The sequence below is a fragment of the Arthrobacter sp. Y3221048 genome (assembly GCF_059092685.1).
The window spans coordinates 361484-376427 of the sequence record NZ_JBNHHX010000002.1 but is presented as its reverse complement, the minus strand read 5'-3'; the positions used below and the strand labels follow the sequence as shown (position 1 = coordinate 376427).

At 68.7% G+C, this 14944-nt stretch carries 16 protein-coding genes; 5 read left to right on the top strand and 11 right to left on the bottom strand.

The features are described 5' to 3' along the window. Positions 1-50: 50 nt before the first annotated feature. The 5 genes from AC5RVS_RS06385 to AC5RVS_RS06365 form a co-directional block, all read right to left on the bottom strand. Complete coding sequence (locus AC5RVS_RS06385) at positions 51-791, bottom strand: tyrosine-protein phosphatase (protein WP_493989495.1); 741 nt, start codon at positions 789-791, stop codon at positions 51-53. Positions 792-933: 142 nt separating this feature from the next. Beyond that, on the bottom strand, positions 934-1797 hold the full coding sequence (locus tag AC5RVS_RS06380) for a 3-hydroxyacyl-CoA dehydrogenase family protein (RefSeq protein ID WP_494107869.1): 864 nt from the start codon (positions 1795-1797) through the stop codon (positions 934-936). A gap of 5 nt (positions 1798-1802) precedes the next feature. Continuing rightward, the gene (locus AC5RVS_RS06375; RefSeq protein WP_494107556.1) at positions 1803-2663 is read right to left on the bottom strand and encodes an enoyl-CoA hydratase/isomerase family protein; all 861 of its coding nucleotides are present in this window, start codon (positions 2661-2663) and stop codon (positions 1803-1805) included. After that, a complete protein-coding gene (locus AC5RVS_RS06370; protein ID WP_493989497.1) occupies positions 2663-3874 on the bottom strand; it encodes a thiolase family protein in 1212 nt (403 codons plus the stop codon). The genes AC5RVS_RS06375 and AC5RVS_RS06370 overlap by 1 nt, the downstream gene beginning before the upstream one ends. 177 nt (positions 3875-4051) lie before the next feature. Beyond that, positions 4052-4525, bottom strand: a complete 474-nt coding sequence (locus tag AC5RVS_RS06365; RefSeq protein WP_494107555.1) for an SRPBCC family protein — start codon at positions 4523-4525, stop codon at positions 4052-4054. Between the two features lie 206 nt (positions 4526-4731). Between AC5RVS_RS06365 and AC5RVS_RS06360 the strand changes: the two genes are divergently transcribed. The 3 genes from AC5RVS_RS06360 (at position 4732) to AC5RVS_RS06350 (ending at position 7822) form a co-directional block, all read left to right on the top strand. After that, positions 4732-5649: a 1,4-dihydroxy-2-naphthoyl-CoA synthase gene (locus tag AC5RVS_RS06360; protein WP_493989648.1), complete on the top strand. Its 918-nt coding sequence runs from the start codon at positions 4732-4734 to the stop codon at positions 5647-5649. A gap of 10 nt (positions 5650-5659) precedes the next feature. Further along, positions 5660-6817, top strand: coding sequence for an AMP-binding protein (locus AC5RVS_RS06355; protein ID WP_494107554.1), 1158 nt, complete (start codon positions 5660-5662; stop codon positions 6815-6817). 123 nt (positions 6818-6940) lie between these two features. Beyond that, positions 6941-7822 carry a 1,4-dihydroxy-2-naphthoate polyprenyltransferase gene (locus AC5RVS_RS06350; protein ID WP_494107553.1) on the top strand — a complete coding sequence of 294 codons (882 nt, stop codon included), beginning with the start codon at positions 6941-6943 and terminating at the stop codon, positions 7820-7822. A 45-nt stretch (positions 7823-7867) separates the two neighbouring features. On the opposite strand, the gene AC5RVS_RS06345 is transcribed toward AC5RVS_RS06350, so the two are convergent. Beyond that, on the bottom strand, positions 7868-8215 hold the full coding sequence (locus tag AC5RVS_RS06345) for a DUF4229 domain-containing protein (RefSeq protein WP_494107552.1): 348 nt from the start codon (positions 8213-8215) through the stop codon (positions 7868-7870). A gap of 86 nt (positions 8216-8301) precedes the next feature. On the opposite strand from AC5RVS_RS06345, the gene AC5RVS_RS06340 reads away from it, so the two are divergent. Then, positions 8302-8718, top strand: coding sequence for a PLD nuclease N-terminal domain-containing protein (locus AC5RVS_RS06340; protein ID WP_494107551.1), 417 nt, complete (start codon positions 8302-8304; stop codon positions 8716-8718). 133 nt (positions 8719-8851) lie between these two features. Here AC5RVS_RS06340 and ccsB read toward each other — a convergent pair whose 3' ends face one another. The 5 genes from ccsB to AC5RVS_RS06315 form a co-directional block, all read right to left on the bottom strand. Next, positions 8852-9904: a c-type cytochrome biogenesis protein CcsB gene (gene ccsB / locus AC5RVS_RS06335; RefSeq protein WP_494107550.1), complete on the bottom strand. Its 1053-nt coding sequence runs from the start codon at positions 9902-9904 to the stop codon at positions 8852-8854. Positions 9905-9918: 14 nt separating this feature from the next. Then, positions 9919-11502 carry a cytochrome c biogenesis protein ResB gene (gene resB, locus AC5RVS_RS06330; protein WP_494107868.1) on the bottom strand — a complete coding sequence of 528 codons (1584 nt, stop codon included), beginning with the start codon at positions 11500-11502 and terminating at the stop codon, positions 9919-9921. Between the two features lie 173 nt (positions 11503-11675). Then, positions 11676-12464, bottom strand: coding sequence for a cytochrome c biogenesis CcdA family protein (locus tag AC5RVS_RS06325; RefSeq protein ID WP_493989504.1), 789 nt, complete (start codon positions 12462-12464; stop codon positions 11676-11678). Positions 12465-12466: 2 nt separating this feature from the next. Continuing rightward, positions 12467-13081 carry a TlpA family protein disulfide reductase gene (locus AC5RVS_RS06320; RefSeq protein ID WP_493989505.1) on the bottom strand — a complete coding sequence of 205 codons (615 nt, stop codon included), beginning with the start codon at positions 13079-13081 and terminating at the stop codon, positions 12467-12469. Positions 13082-13135: 54 nt separating this feature from the next. Further along, positions 13136-13798: a histidine phosphatase family protein gene (locus AC5RVS_RS06315; protein WP_494107549.1), complete on the bottom strand. Its 663-nt coding sequence runs from the start codon at positions 13796-13798 to the stop codon at positions 13136-13138. A 285-nt stretch (positions 13799-14083) separates the two neighbouring features. On the opposite strand from AC5RVS_RS06315, the gene AC5RVS_RS06310 reads away from it, so the two are divergent. Beyond that, entirely contained in the window at positions 14084-14884 is an 801-nt protein-coding gene (locus AC5RVS_RS06310; protein WP_494107548.1) for a hypothetical protein, read from the top strand. The last annotated feature ends 60 nt before the right edge of the window (positions 14885-14944 follow it).

Here is a 14944-nt window from a genome sequence, read left to right as displayed (position 1 = left end):
AGCCTACATGACAGCTTCGCGCGGCACAGCCCCCTTTTCGGCCCACGCATTCACGCGAGCCGGCGACGGAGCGCCTCGATGTCGGCGCGCGTCACGCCGTGGCGCAGCAGGAACGGCTCCACCTCCAGCTGGGCCAACACGTGCAGCAGGGACCCGCGCATGTCCGCCACCCGCGCCTCCAGTTCCTCGCCGCCGACGTACCGCTCCACCGGATGCGGATAGGGGCTGATCCGGTGCCAGTCGTTGATGCCGCGGATGCCCAGCTCGTGTGCGTCCGCGATCCGCTCGGCCGGGACCCCGGCGAGCTGCAGCAGCATCATGGAGACCATGCCCGTGCGGTCCCGCCCGGCGGAGCAATGGACGACGACGGCGCCCTCCGCATGCGCCAGGGTGCGGAATACCTCGGCGATCAGGTGCGGGAAGACCCGCACGTTGTCCAGGTAGTAACGCGGGTGGTTCATGTACGGAGCGCTGTTGGCGAACCGTGCGTGCCCGGGCTCTTCGGTCGGCCGGTTGAGCACCATAAACTTCTCCAGCGCCCCGGCCGGCACCACGGGATCGGTCGGGCGTCGCGAGCGCTCGCCCGGGTTCCGCAGATCCACGATGGTGCGCACGCCGTCGTCGTACGCCTGCTGCCAGCCCGCGGCAGTCAGCCATTCGGCGCGGCCCATCCGGAAGATGTCCCCCGCCACCCGGCGGGCGTTGACCGCGCCTTCCCAGGCGACGGCGCCGGCATCGGCCCCGGCGGGCGCCGGCACACCCGCGGCATCGCGGGACTGTTCGGACGACATTCCAGCAGCCTACCGCCGCCGGGCGCCGGAGTGACATGCTGCTGCCCCTGACAGCTGCAGCCCGGCACGTGGCCGGGCTGCAGCTGTCAGGGTCCATGTTTAGACGGGGCCTGTCCCACGGACGGGCCGACCGCCGCGGCGGCTAGTCCTCCCAGTCGAAGAAACCCTTGCCGGACTTGCGGCCGAGTTCGCCGCGGGCCACCTTGTCGCGAAGGATCTGCGGCGGGGCAAATCGATCCCCGATTGTGGAGTGGAGGTACTCGGCAATGCCGAGGCGGACATCCAGCCCCACGATGTCGGTGGTCTTGAGCGGGCCGACCGGGTGCTTATAGCCCAGCACCATCGCGGCGTCGATGTCCGCCGCGGATGCCACGCCCTCTTCCACCATGCGCATGGCTTCCAGCGCGATGGCCACCCCCAGCCGCGAGGAGGCGAACCCCGGCGCGTCGTTGACGACGACGGCGGTCTTCCCCAGCGCCTCGACCCAGCTTCTGGAGGCGGCGGCGAGCTCTTCCGACGTCTTCGGGGCCAGTACCACTTCGACCAGCTGCGAGGCCGGAACCGGGTTGAAAAAGTGCAGGCCGCAGAAGCTCGCCGGGCGCTGCAACTGGTCGGCCAGCTTGGTGATGGACAGCGAGGACGTGTTCGTCGCCAGCCATGCCGTCGGGGACAGCTGGGCCTCGACGGCCTTCAGCGCGGTGGCCTTCAGCTCGAAGTCCTCCGGCACCGCTTCCACGACCAGCCCGCACGCGGCGAACGAACCGTAGTCGACGGAGACCGACAGCCGGGACTTGAGCGCATCCAGGGGCTCGGTGGTCGTGCCCCGCTCCACGCTCTTGGCCAGCGCCGCGGTCACGCGCCCGCGGGCCGCCTCGGCGGCGGCCTCGTCGCGCTCCACCACGACGACGTCGGCTCCGGCCGTCAGGAACGCGTGGGCGATGCCCGCGCCCATGCGCCCGCCACCGAGGACACCCACGTTGTTGGGAATGGTCTGCACGGAATTCATCTCGCTCACTTCGATCCTTCCTGCTCTACGGCCGGGCTTCGGACGGCGTCCCCGCCCGGTGCGGCGGCCGCCGGCATTGCGGTACTGCGGGCTGCGCTCTTGGCTGCGCTTTTGTCCAGGAATGACTGCATCCGGTCGAACTTCGCCTGCGACTCGAACAGGATGCCCTGGGCGATGGTATCGATCATCGGGTGCGCCTCGCGCGGGGTATGGAACACCGACTTGGTGATGCGCACGGCCAGCGGATCCTGCTTGCCGATCCGGTCGGCCAGCGCATGCGCGGCGTCGATGAGCCCGGCCGGCTCGTGGATTTCGGTGACGAGGCGGGCCGCCAGCGCTTCTTCTGCGTCCAGGATGCGGCCGGCCAACAGGATTTCCTTGGCCAGCGGCTCTCCCACCAGTTCCTTCAGGCGCCAGGTGGCGCCCGCCGCAGCCATGATGCCCAGGCCGACCTCGGGCTGCCCGATCTTCACCGAAGGCGTGGCGATGCGGAAGTCGGCCGCGTAGGCCAGCTCCGCTCCCCCGCCCAGTGCGAAGCCATCGAGGGCCGCGATGACCGGCATGGGCAGCTGTGCGATGCGGTGGAATACCGTGGAATTGATCCCGGCCAGCGCATCGTCGCGGCGGCGCTCGCGCAGCTGGGAGATGTCCGCCCCGGAGGCGAAAATCCCCTTGCCGTTGACTTCGGTGCCGGACAGGATCAAGATCCGCGGTGCGCGTTCCAGGACGGCGCACACGGCATGCAGTTCGTCGACCATGGCCTGGTCGATGGCGTTGCGGACTTCGGGACGGTTCAACGCCAGGTGGACGCGGTCCTCCCGCTCGTCCAGCCGCAGCGTGCTGAAGGAGTAGTCGTCGAAGAGCATCAGACCCGCTCAACGATCATGGAGGTGCCCTGGCCGACGCCCACGCACATGGTGGCCAGGCCGCGCTGCGCGCCTTCGCGCTCCATCCGGCCCAGGAGGGTCACCACCAGGCGGGATCCGCTGGAACCGAGCGGGTGTCCCAAGGCGATGGCACCGCCGTCGTTGTTCACGATTGACTGGTCCAGCTTCAGGTCGCGCAGCACCGCGAGCGACTGGGTGGCGAAGGCTTCGTTGAGTTCAACGGCGCCCAGGTCGTCGACGCTCCAGCCGGCGCGGTCCAGCACCTTTTGGGTGGCCGGCACCGGTCCGATGCCCATGATCTCCGGTGCGACGCCGGCCGATGCGCCGTCGACAATGCGGGCGCGCGGGGTGAGGCCGAACTTGTTGATGGCGGCCTCGGAGGCGATGACGATGGCCGAGGCCCCGTCGTTGAGTGAACTGGAGTTGCCCGCGGTGACCACGCCGTCGGGCTTGATGATGGAGCGGAGTCCGGCCAGGACCTCGAGGGTGGTGCCGGGGCGGGGTCCCTCGTCGGTGTCGACGACGGTGTCGCCCTTCCGCCCCTTGATCGTCACCGGTACGATTTCGTCCTTGAGCCGGCCGGCCTCGATGGCCGCGATGGCGCGCTCGTGGGACTGCACGGCGAACGCGTCGGCGTCCTCGCGGGAAATGCCGTAGACATCGGCGACTTCCTCGGCGGTCTCCGGCATGGAGTAGGTCATCTTGCCGCCGCGGCTGAGGTCGCCCTTGGCGAAACGCTGGTTGACGAACCGCCAGCCGATGGAGGTGTCGAAGATTTCGCCCGGCTTGGCGAAGGCCTTTGCCGGTTTTTCCTGCACCCACGGCGCGCGGCTCATGGATTCCACGCCGCCCGCGATGACGATGTCCGCTGCGCCCGCCTTGATCATGTGCGACGCCTGGATGATGGCGCTCAGGCCGGAGGCACACAGCCGGTTAACGGTGATGCCGGGGACGTGGTCGCCATAGCCGGCCAGCAGCCAGGCCATGCGGGCCACGTTGCGGTTTTCCTCGCCCGCTCCGTTGGCGTTGCCGAGGATGACCTCCTCGACGGCATCCGGATCGATGCCTGCCCGGACCACGGCTTCCTTGACGACCAGCGCCGCCAGGTCGTCGGGACGGACTGCCGACAGTGCCCCTCCGTAGCGGCCAACCGGGGTCCGCGCCCCGCCAATCAGGAATGCCTCAGCCATAGAAATAATCCCTCGCGCTTGATCGTTCAACGATGACGATGAGCGGTCGCTTCGGCTGCCGCAGACGACTGAATTTACCGACCGACCGTTCTATAAAGAATCCCACGCGGCCGGGGGCTGGTCAACTGCCATGACGTGTACGTTCACCGGCAGTGCCTCCGACGGAACCCGGCCGGCTCAACGGGCGGTTTCGTCCCGGCCCTCGGCCTTGGCGGCAATCTCTTCCAGGTCTTTGACCATCTGCTTGCGCGCCATGCGCAGTCCCAGCTTTCCGAAGAGCGCCATCATCAGCTTGGAGAGCTTTCCCGGATTCTCCAGCTCGGCACCGAAGAACATGGCCAGCCGGGTGCCGCCGTCCGCCGGCGCGAGCGTAAACCTCGTGGTGTAGTCGGCGCCGTTCGATCCCGCCTTGACCGTCGTCGACGCCGGCGCATTGACCTCCGCCACCCACATCTCCTCGGTGCCTTCCTTGCCCATCATCTTGCGGGTTTCGCGCCAACGGAAGCCCTCGGCGTAGTCGCCGGGCGTCAGGATCTCAACGCGTGTGACGGAGCTCAGCGTCCGCGCGGACCCGGGGATGTCCGTGATCACGCGCCATACGGCGTCGACCGGTGCGTTGACGTGCCGGACTATTTCAAAGTGATGGCCCACAGTCGCTCTTTCGGAAGGAGTCGGTAGTCTCGAACAGCTTAGTAGAGGGGGTGCTCCCGGCCCAGCCCGCGGGACGGCAACGATAAACTCGAAGGGTGACTTCCGAGAGCCCCGCCCCAGCCAGTACCGCCAAAACCACTGCCGGCAGCACCGGCGCCCCGGCGCAGCCTGCCTTGCCGGAGAAGGTTTCCGACCTCTTCGACCCGATGCGTTGGCGCGTGGTGGAAGGCTTCGACTTCCAGGACATGACCTACCACCGCCAGGTGGAGCGCGACCTAAGCGGCAAGGTGGTCCGCGACCTGCCGGCGGTGCGCATCGCCTTCAACCGGCCGGACGTGCGCAATGCCTTCCGCCCGGGCACCGTGGACGAGCTTTACCGCGCCATGGACCACGCCAGGATGACGCCGGACGTGGCCACCGTGCTCCTGACCGGCAACGGCCCCTCGCCCAAGGACGGCGGCCACTCGTTCTGCTCCGGCGGCGACCAGCGCATCCGCGGCCGCGACGGCTACCGGTATCCGGTGGAGAACGCGGCCGGCGAGTCGGCGGAATTCATCGACCCGGCCCGCGCCGGCCGGCTGCACATTTTGGAAGTCCAGCGGTTGATGCGCACCATGCCCAAGGTGGTCATCGCCGTCGTCAATGGCTGGGCCGCGGGCGGCGGACACTCCCTGCACGTGGTGTCCGACCTGACCATCGCCTCCCGGCAGCACGGCAAGTTCAAGCAGACCGATGCCACCGTCGGCAGCTTCGACGCCGGCTACGGCTCGGCGCTGCTGGCCCGGCAGATCGGCCAGAAGGCCGCCCGCGAGATCTTCTTCCTGGCGCGCGAGTACTCCGCCGAGGACATGGTCCGGATGGGCGCCGTCAACGAGGCCGTGGACCACGAGCGGCTCGAGGAGGTGGCGCTGGAATACGCGGCGGACATCGCCCGGCAGTCCCCGCAGGCCATCCGGATGTTGAAGTTCGCGTTCAACCTGGCCGACGACGGCCTGGCCGGCCAGCAGGTCTTCGCCGGCGAAGCCACCCGCCTGGCATACATGACGGACGAGGCGGTCGAAGGCAAGGAAGCTTTCCTGGCCAAGCGCGACCCGGACTGGTCGTCTTTCCCCTACTACTTCTAGGGTGGGCGGCATGGACATCCAGCCGGCGCTGGCAGCGCTGACCGCGGCGCTGGGCGGCGAGGGCCCCGCCGTCGAACTCGCACCGGACGGCACCCCGCTGCCGGTGTCCTCGCCCGGGCTGCTTCCCGGGACCGCCGCCGTCGTCCGGACCTCGGGTTCCACCGGCACGCCCAAGGCCACCATGCTCGGGATTGATGCGCTGGCCGCGTCGTCGATGGGCACGGCGTTGCGGCTGGGCGGCGAGGGGCAGTGGCTGCTGACGCTCGCGCCGAACTACGTCGCCGGCCTGCAGGTGCTGGTCCGCTCGCTCTACGCCGGCACCCGCCCCTGGGCCATGGATCTCTCCGGCGGGTTCACGGCCCACGCGTTCACCGATGCGGCAGCCGCCCTGACCGACCGGTTCCGGATCACCTCGCTGGTGCCCACCCAGCTGCACCGGCTGCTCACCGCCGCGGAGCCCGACACACTCAAGGCGCTGCGCCGGTTCGATGCCATCCTGCTGGGCGGCGCCCGGATGCCGGAGGCGCTGCGGTCGGAGGCTGCCAAACATTCGCTGAAGATTGTGCGCACGTACGGCATGAGCGAGACCTGCGGCGGCTGCGTGTACGACGGCGTGCCGCTCGAAGGAGTCACCCTGCGGCTGGAACGCGGCCGGGTGCTGATCGGCGGCGACGTGGTGGCCGGCGGTTACCTGGACAACCCGCAGCTCACGGCCGCCCGTTTCAGCGCGTCCGGCGGCACCCGCTGGTTCCGCACCGAGGACCTTGGGGAGATGGACGACGCCGGTGCGCTCACCGTGATCGGGCGCGCGGACGACGTGCTGATCACCGGCGGCGTCAAGGTGTCCGCGGCGGCCGTCGCCGAGGTGATTGAAGGACTGCCGGAGGTCCAGGCCGCGCTGGTGGCGGGCATCAACGATCCCGAGTGGGGCACCAAGGTTTGCGCCGCCGTCGTGGGCTCCGCCGCGGAGGAGGAGATCAGGGCCCGGGTCCACGAGGCGCTGGGCGGGCCCGCCGTCCCGCGCCACGTGGTGCGCCTGGAAGCGCTCCCGCTGCTGCCCAACGGCAAGCCGGACCGGCTGGCCGTGGCCGACATCCTGCTCCGTTCGGCGGCGGATGCCGCCGGGCAAGACGGCGTGCCCCGCGGCGGGAAACCGCCGTCCGTATGACATCCGGCACTCCTGCGCCGCAGGCTGCACGGCCCGTCCGCTTCAATGGGCGAGAATAGACCGGTGCTGCGGCTGCCCGCAGCCAACGATGCACGAAACCCCCACAGGTAAGGATTTTCCACAGTGGCTACAGCCGGGCAATGGCTCGAAGGGGCACGGCCCCGCACCCTTCCGATGGCGGTCGCTCCGGTGATCGTCGGCAGCGCGGCCGCCTACGATTTGGGTTCCTTCCGACCCCTGCATGCCCTCCTCGCCGCGCTCATCGCGGTCCTGTTCCAGGTGGGCGTAAATTACGCGAACGACTATTCGGACGGCGTCCGCGGCACCGATGACGTGCGGGTGGGCCCGCTGCGGTTGACCGGGTCCGGGCTGGCCAAACCGAAAGCGGTGAAGGCCGCCGCGTTCGCCAGCTTTGGGCTGGCCATGGTGGCGGGGCTCGCGCTGATCATCCTGTCGCAGACCTGGCCGCTGCTGCTGGTTGGCGTGGGCTGCGTGATTGCCGCCTGGGGATACACCGGAGGCAACAACCCCTACGGCTACCGGGGGCTGGGCGAAGTGTACGTGTTCCTGTTCTTCGGCATTGTGGCCACCATGGGGACCACCTACACGCAGGCCCTGCAGGTCAGCTGGCCGTCCTTCCTCGGCGCGGTGGGGACCGGCCTGATCGCCACGGCACTGCTGATGGCCAACAACGTCCGTGACATCCCCACGGACCGCGAGGTGGGGAAACTGACGCTGGCCGTCCGGATGGGCGACGAGGCGGCGCGCGTCAGCTACGTCATGATGCTCGCGGTGGCCCTCCTGCTGCCGCTCATCATGGTCTACGACTTCCCGTGGATCCTGCTGGTGCTGCTGCTGGTACCGGCGTGCCTGACGCCGAGCTGGCTGATGCTCAAGGGCAAGAAGCGCGAGAGCCTCATCCCGGTACTCAAGCAGACCGGGCTGATCAATCTCGGCTTCGCGACCGCCTTCGCGCTGGGCGTGGTGCTGAGCCGGCTGATGTAGCCGGTCGCCGGGGCGGCGCCGCTGGCCGCCCGGCCTGGGTCTGGGTCAGCCCTGGTCCCCGGGCCGGGTGCCGTTCGGCTTCCGCTCCGCGTCCCGCGGCTTGCGGGAGGAATCCACGCTCAGTTCGCCGTGCTCATCGACGGCCGCGTCCTCGGCCAGCGCGTCCGAAATTTCCGTGGAGGTCCTCGGTGCCTTGACACCGCTGGAGAAACGGCGCGCCAGTGCCGCCCCCGCTTCGTCCCGCATCTTGCGGAAGAACAGGTACGTGATGCACCAACCCATGATCGCGGCGGCGATGGCCGAGTAGACAACACCCAGCCTCAAAAACAGGCAGATAACAAAGATGAGGGCCATGATGCCGAGACGCAGGGCGCTGAATTTCCAAAAAGCCACGCCTCAAGTTTACGCTGCCCGCGAGATCGACCGGCCGGTACCAAGATTCATCAGCCCGGAGCTTAACGCTCACCTACAATTGATTCATGGTCCGTCTCTATGTCCTGCTCGCGGTACTGGCCCTCGCGGTGGTGATCTATGCCCTCATCGAGTGCATCCGGTCGCGGCCGCATGAGGTGCGCAGCATCTCAAAACCGGGATGGATCCTCACGATCATCCTGGTGCCCCTGATCGGAGCCCTGATGTGGTTCGTGTGGGGCCGCCCCCGTGCGGGCGGCCGGCAACCCCAGCAGGCGCCCCGCCCGGCGGCCCCGGACGACGACATTGCCTTCCTGCGCACGCTTGATGCGCAGCGCCGCGCCAAGCAGCGCGAAGAGGAACTGAACCGGAAGGAACAGGAACTCAAGAAGGGCGAGGACCCCAAGCACGGCGGCGAGGACAAGCCCGCGGCCCATGACGACCGCCAACTGAGCGAAGACGACCCGGAGAACGGTCCCCGCTAAACGACCGGCGGCCTAAACGCCCGCGTCCGGCTCCCGTGAGCTCCAGGACCCGAAGAAGGCCCGCCGCCCCGATGGGGCGGCGGGCCTTCTATGATTCGCGGCTGCGCGCTTCGGTCGATCCTGCCGACCTGTCCTAGACCCCCGCGTAGCTGTGCAGGCCGGCGAAGAAGACGTTGACAATCGTGAAGTTGAAGACCACGCACAGGTAACCGACGATCGACAGCCAGGCGGCTCGGGTACCGGTCCAGCCACGGGTGGCGCGGGCGTGCAGGTAACCGGCGTACACCACCCAGATGACGAAGGTCCACACTTCCTTGGTGTCCCAACCCCAGTAGCGGCCCCAGGCCTGCTCCGCCCAGATTGCCCCGAGCACGAGCGTGAAGGTCCAGAACACGAAACCCACGGCGTTGAGCCGGTAAGCGGCATTCTCCAGCGTCAGCGCCGAGGGAGCGAGCCGCATGAACGCCAGATTGTCCGCCTTGCCGGCGCGGCCGCGGGCCTCGCGTTTCGCCTGCACGAGCTGCAGCACGGACATGGCGAAAGTCAACGTGAACAGCGCCGAGGCCAGCACGGCGACCGAGACGTGGATGATCAGCCAGTAGCTTTGCAGGGCGGGCACGAGGTGGGCCACCGGCGTCGGGAAGCCGACGGACGCGGCGATGAGCATGATGACCACAAGGCCGATCACGAACGATCCAAGGAAGCGCAGGTCCTTGCGGGTCAGCGCAATCAGGTACACCACCGCCACCATCAGCGCACCCGTGGTGCAGAACTCGTACATGTTGCCCCACGGCACGCGGTGGGCGGCTATTCCCCGGGCCACCACGCCGGCCGCCAGGATGACGGTGGCCAGCACGCTCAGAGCCACGCCGATCCGGGCGGCCGCACGGCGTTCCTTGCCGTAGTTCATCGAGTCGGCGGCCATTTCGACGCCGGCTCCTGCGCTTCCTGCGCCGCCGGCGGCCTTCGCGCCGGCAGCCCCGGACGCCGCACCGGCGGCGCCGACCAACACGCCCTGGTCGGCCGCGGCGTGCCCGGCGGCCAGCCGGTCTTCTACCGCCTTGATGGTCTTGCTGGACGTGGCCAGGTCCCAGCAAAAGGCGATAAAGGCGACGGTGAAGGCCATCGCGCCGAGCAGGATGAACAGCTCGCTGTACTGGGCCATGGTCTGGTCAATCGTGGGCATGGGAAGAGATGTCCTTAGGAGTTGTCAACGCCGGCGGCGCTCTTGCTATTGTGCGCCCTGGGGGCGGCATCCGTCAGCCACTGGGTGCGGAAGAGGTTGCTGATGGCGGCCGCTTCCGGAGCCAGCCGGTGGTCCTCGCCGCGGGCCAGCAGGCCCCACTCGACCATGGTGCGGCCGTCCTCGTGGGTACCGGCCCGCACCCAGACGCGGCGGCGGCCGATGAACAGGGAGGCGCCCAGGCCGGCCAGGGCCAGCGAGGAGAACACGAGGGCACCGACCTTGCCGGGATCGTGGTGGATGTCCAGCGCGGCATAGCGGACGAGGCCGTCGAACGTGACGCTGCCCATTCCGTTGGGCAGTTCCGCGGTTTCGTAGGCGGCGAGCTCGATGCCGCCGTCGTCCTGGTTGCGGTCGTTGAGGACGGTCAGCTCGGTGGTGTCCAGGACGTAGACGTTCTTGGGGTCGCCGTTGTCCAGGCCGAGGTCCCCGTAGTAGGAGTTCAGGTACAGCCGGGGGTTCATGGGATCCGGGTCGCTGCCGTAGGCCACCCCGTCTTCGCCCTCCATCGCGGTCGGCAGGAAGAACCCCACGAAGCCCAGCTGTTCCGGCTGCGCGTCCGGCGCCTTGATCACCAGGGTGGAGGTGTAGGCGCCGTCGTTCGGGATGGCAATGACGGGGCCCTGGTGGGCGATGTTGCCCTCGCCGTCCCGGATGGTCACTACCGGCGCGTAGCCGTTGCCCATGAGGTACACGTTCGTTCCGCCGATGGTCAGCGGGTGGTTGATTTTCAGCACCTGCTGTTCCTCGGGTGCCCCCGGCTCGCCGCGCACGGTCAGGGTGGCGGTGAAGTCGAGCGGCTGGCCGTAGTGGGTCGGCGATTCCCGGTCGAAGACCACCTCGAACTCGTCGAGGCGCATGGAGAAGGGCTCCAGCCGGTCCTCGGTGAACCCGGTGCCCGGGTTGAAGTTGTCGTAGCCGATGAGCGAATTCACGAACGTTTCGCCCTCGACCAGGATCCGCTGGCCGGTGTAGCCGAACTGCCCGCCGACGGCGACGGAGACCAGCACGCCGATCAGCGAAGTGTGGAAGACCAGGTTGCCGATTTCCTTGCCGAAGCCGCGTTCCGCTCCCACGGAGGGCCGGTCGGTGGCCGCATCGCGCACATCCACCCGGTAACCGCGGCGCTTCAGCAAGCGGGCGGCGTCCTCCACGGCCGTGCGCGCGGAGACGCCGGCTTCCGCCGGGACCGCCATGGACCCGTACTCGGGCAGCCGGGACAGCCGGCGGGGAGTCCTGGGCGGCTGCGACCGCATGGCCTTGTAGTGCTGGATGGCGCGCGGGATGACGCAGCCGATCAGCGACAGGAAGAGCAGCAGGTAGATGGCGGAGAACCACACCGAGGAGTAGACGTCGAAGAGCTGGAAGCGGTCCAGCCACGGCCCGACCTCCGGGTTGTCCGCAATGTACTGGGTCACGACGGCGGGGTTGGCCGGGCGCTGCGGGAACAGCGAACCGGGCACCGCGGCCACGGCCAGCAGCAGCAGCAGGAACAGCGCGGTGCGCATGCTCGTCAGCTGGGTCCACGCCCAGCGCAGCATGCCGGCGAAACCCAGCGCGGGGACGGCGACGTCGTCCCGGTCGCGGCTGCGCTTCCGGTCTTTGGCGGACTGAGGGCCCTTCACGGCCCCGCCGCCTCCGCCCGTGCCCGGTCCGGCCGCTGCGGGGGCATCGGCTTCGTCATGGCGCCCAGCGCCGTCGGGTGTCTGACTCATCAGATCGGGAGCCTCACTTCATTTGCAAACCAGTCCTGCAATTGCGTCACCCAGTCTCCCCAGAGCCCGCTGGCCATCAGCAGGCCCAAAACCACCAGCATGGCGCCGCCGGCCCGCTGCAGGAACAACCGGTGCTGGCGGAAGAACGCCATGGCGCCCATCCCCCGCCGCACGCCGAGGGCGATCAGCAGGAACGGGATCCCCAGGCCCAGGCAGTAAACGAAGGCCAGGAACGCGCCCTTGGCCGCATCGGCGCCGCCCGAGTAGGCCAGCGCCTGCACGGCGGAAAAGGTCGGGCCGATGCAGGGCGCCCATCCCAGCCCGAACGTCATGCCGAGCACCGGCGCTCCCCACAACCCGGCCGGCGGACGCGACTGGATCTTGCGGTCCCGCTGGAAGTAGGACAGGCCGCCCATGAAGATGATGCCCATGGCGACGACGACGACGCCCAGCACCTGGGTGACCCAGCCGGCGTCGCTGCCCTTCAACCAGGCACCGAGCTGGCCGAAGATCGCCCCGATGATCACGAAGACGACGGAAAACCCCAACACGAACAGCCCAATGCCGGCGAACATCCGGCCGCGGCGCTGGCGTTCGAGGTCCACGCCCGTCAGGCCGGTGACGTAGCCCAGGTAGCCGGGAACCAGCGGCAGCACGCACGGGGACAGGAAGGAGACCAGCCCGGCCAGCATGGCCACGGGGATTGCCAGCAGCACGGAGCCGTTCAACACCGTGTCGCCAAAAGCGCCGCCCAAAGTCATCGGCAGCGCGGCCGTCGCCCACCCCATTGCTAGGCGGCCACTGAGTCTTTAATCAGGGCCCTGAGGGTGCCCTTGTCCGCAACGCCCAGGATCCGGGCGGCGACGCGGCCTTCCTTGTCCAGCACCAGCGTGGTGGGTACGGCCTGCGGTGGCACATAGGCGGTCATCGCCAGCAGGACGTCGCCGTTCTTGTCCATGAAGCTGGGATACGTCACCCCGAAGTTGCGCTCGAATGCCTCCGCCGTGGGGCGCTCGTCCCGGATGTTGACCCCGTAGAACCGGGCGCCGTCGGCGAATTCCTCGCTGAGCGCCTGCAGGTCCGGAGCTTCCAGCCGGCACGGCGCGCAGGAGGCGTACCAGAAGTTGAGAACCGTCACCTGTCCGGCCCAGTCGGCTGCATCGACGGTGGTGCCGTCGAAGAGCTTGGCGGTCAGCTGGACGGGTTCGCCGCGCGACTCGGGCGCGTACTCGGTGACCGACCCGTCGCCGGCAATGTAGTTCTTGTTGTCTCCCGCGTTGGCCTGCTGGGCCAACGGGTCCTCGGCGGAACAGGCGGCGAGCGAGAGGGCGCCCAGCAGCCCCGCACCGACTTTGAAGGCGGTACGGCGATTGAACAAACGGGGGTTATCGGCAGTCACAGTCACACTTTTCTTGGTGGGGTTGGGGGTATCCCACTTCTACAACGCGTAGTAATTCTATTATGCTCCGGGCAGGTTCGCCGCACCGGGCAGGAGGTGGGCGCACGGCTCGGCATAACGCACCGCGGTGAGGCGGCCGTCGTCGAACTCCAGGGAAGTCACCGAGGCCAGCGTGCACTGGCGGCGGCGGGGATCATGCCAGAGCCGTTTGCCCTCGGAGGCCAGCCGGGTCACCCAGATGGGCAGCTGGTGGCTGACCAGGACCGCCTCGGCGCCCTCGCCGCCGCGTTCTACCGCAATCCGGCGGGCGTCGTCGATGGCCTTGCGCATCCGGGCGGCCTGCGCCGCGTACGGCTCCCCCCAGGACGGCCGGAAGGGATTATAGAGGTGCGGCCAGTGCCGGGGCTGGTTCAGGTGCGAGCGGATGTCCGCCAAGCCCTCGAAGTGGTTCTCGGCTTCGATGATCCGCTCGTCGGTAACGATCTCGAGGCCGAGCGCCTTGGCGGTCGGGGCGGCGGTTTCCTGTGCGCGGGTCAGCGGCGAGGCCACCAGGTAACTGATGGTGGCGCCGTCGTCGCGGCGCCCGGAAAAGTAGCCCGCGGCGCACTCGGCCATTTCCTGGCCCAGGGCGGACAGCCTGAAGCTCGGCAGCCTGCCGTAAAGCACGCGGTCGGGGTTGTGGACCTCGCCGTGGCGGAGCAGGTGGACGATAGCTTCGGGCATGCGTACAAGTGTCTCAAACCGCCGGTGTTTGCCCAAAAGCCCCGGCATACCGCCGGCGGGCGTGCACCTCCGGCGGCTTGGCTGGCGGGGGCTGGCCGCGGGGCGGGGCCGCGGGGCGGGCCGAGGCGGGCCGCGAGGCTGAAAATCATCCTTCAGGCCGACCGACACGGCGCAGGCCTGCATTGTAGTGTTGCATTAACAGCTGCCAAGCACCTCTGCGGCCGGCGCGCAGGCTGGCCGGCGCAGACGTGCGACCCGTGTGGATGAGATGAAAAGGAACCGGCCATGAGCACCCCAGAAAACGAACCGAACCAGCCCGGTGACGGGGAAGGCCGGCCCGGAGGCCAGGAGCAGCCCCGGTACGGGCAGAACCTGCCGCAGTACGGCCAGAACGCGCCCCAGCAGCCCGGCTCGGATCAGCCTCCGTACGGGCAAAACGCCCCCCAGTACGGACAGTACGGGCAGAACCCGCCGCAGTACGGACAGCCCGGACAGCAGCCCTACGGGCAGGGCCAGTCCCCGTACGGTCAGCAGTACGGGCAGCAGCCTTACGGCTACCAGAGCGCCGTGCCCGGCCAGTACGGCTACCCCGGCGGGCAGGCGCAGGCCACCGCCAAGCCCACGGCGCCGCGCGAAGTCATGATCGCCTTCTGGCTGATCATCGCTGCCGCCGTGCTGACCGCCATCGAAATGCTGACCGAACTGGCGAACCTGGACGGCACCATGGCGATGGTGCTCAACGACCCGGCGGTCCGCGAAGCCCTGGGCGAGCAGGGCGGCCAGTTCACCGACGCGGAGCTGGCGGAGATGATGAGCGGCACTGCAGGAGTGTTTATCGTCATCACCGCGGTGATCGCCGTCGGGCTGTACCTGATGGTGGCCTTCGGCGTGAAGGCAGGCAAGAACTGGGCCAGGATCACCGGCACGGTATTCGCTGCGCTGTCGCTGTTCGGACTTTTCAACATCTGGTTCGGCACCTTGTCGGTGCTGCTGGGCATCGCGGCGATCGTGCTGCTGTTCATGCCGGCGTCGAACAGGTTCTTCCAGGCCACCAAAGCGCACAAGTTCGGCATCTACGGCCGCTGAGCAGAGCGGTTCCGGCCGTTTGACGGCCGCTTGACGTCCGCCAAGCGGCGGGGCGCCGCT

Excerpts from the sequence above, each read along its gene's own strand:
- AC5RVS_RS06380 (WP_494107869.1), bottom strand. The coding sequence starts at position 1,797 with ATGAATTCCGTGCAGACCATTCCCAACAACGTGGGTGTCCTCGGTGGC.
- AC5RVS_RS06325 (WP_493989504.1), bottom strand. The coding sequence starts at position 12,464 with ATGGGGTGGGCGACGGCCGCGCTGCCGATGACTTTGGGCGGCGCTTTT.
- resB (WP_494107868.1), bottom strand. The coding sequence starts at position 11,502 with ATGCTGCGCTGGGCGTGGACCCAGCTGACGAGCATGCGCACCGCGCTG.
- AC5RVS_RS06355 (WP_494107554.1), top strand. The coding sequence starts at position 5,660 with ATGGACATCCAGCCGGCGCTGGCAGCGCTGACCGCGGCGCTGGGCGGC.
- AC5RVS_RS06385 (WP_493989495.1), bottom strand. The coding sequence starts at position 791 with ATGTCGTCCGAACAGTCCCGCGATGCCGCGGGTGTGCCGGCGCCCGCC.
- AC5RVS_RS06375 (WP_494107556.1), bottom strand. The coding sequence starts at position 2,663 with ATGCTCTTCGACGACTACTCCTTCAGCACGCTGCGGCTGGACGAGCGG.
- AC5RVS_RS06310 (WP_494107548.1), top strand. The coding sequence starts at position 14,084 with ATGAGCACCCCAGAAAACGAACCGAACCAGCCCGGTGACGGGGAAGGC.
- ccsB (WP_494107550.1), bottom strand. The coding sequence starts at position 9,904 with ATGCCCACGATTGACCAGACCATGGCCCAGTACAGCGAGCTGTTCATC.
- AC5RVS_RS06370 (WP_493989497.1), bottom strand. The coding sequence starts at position 3,874 with ATGGCTGAGGCATTCCTGATTGGCGGGGCGCGGACCCCGGTTGGCCGC.
- AC5RVS_RS06315 (WP_494107549.1), bottom strand. The coding sequence starts at position 13,798 with ATGCCCGAAGCTATCGTCCACCTGCTCCGCCACGGCGAGGTCCACAAC.
- AC5RVS_RS06340 (WP_494107551.1), top strand. The coding sequence starts at position 8,302 with ATGGTCCGTCTCTATGTCCTGCTCGCGGTACTGGCCCTCGCGGTGGTG.
- AC5RVS_RS06360 (WP_493989648.1), top strand. The coding sequence starts at position 4,732 with ATGCGTTGGCGCGTGGTGGAAGGCTTCGACTTCCAGGACATGACCTAC.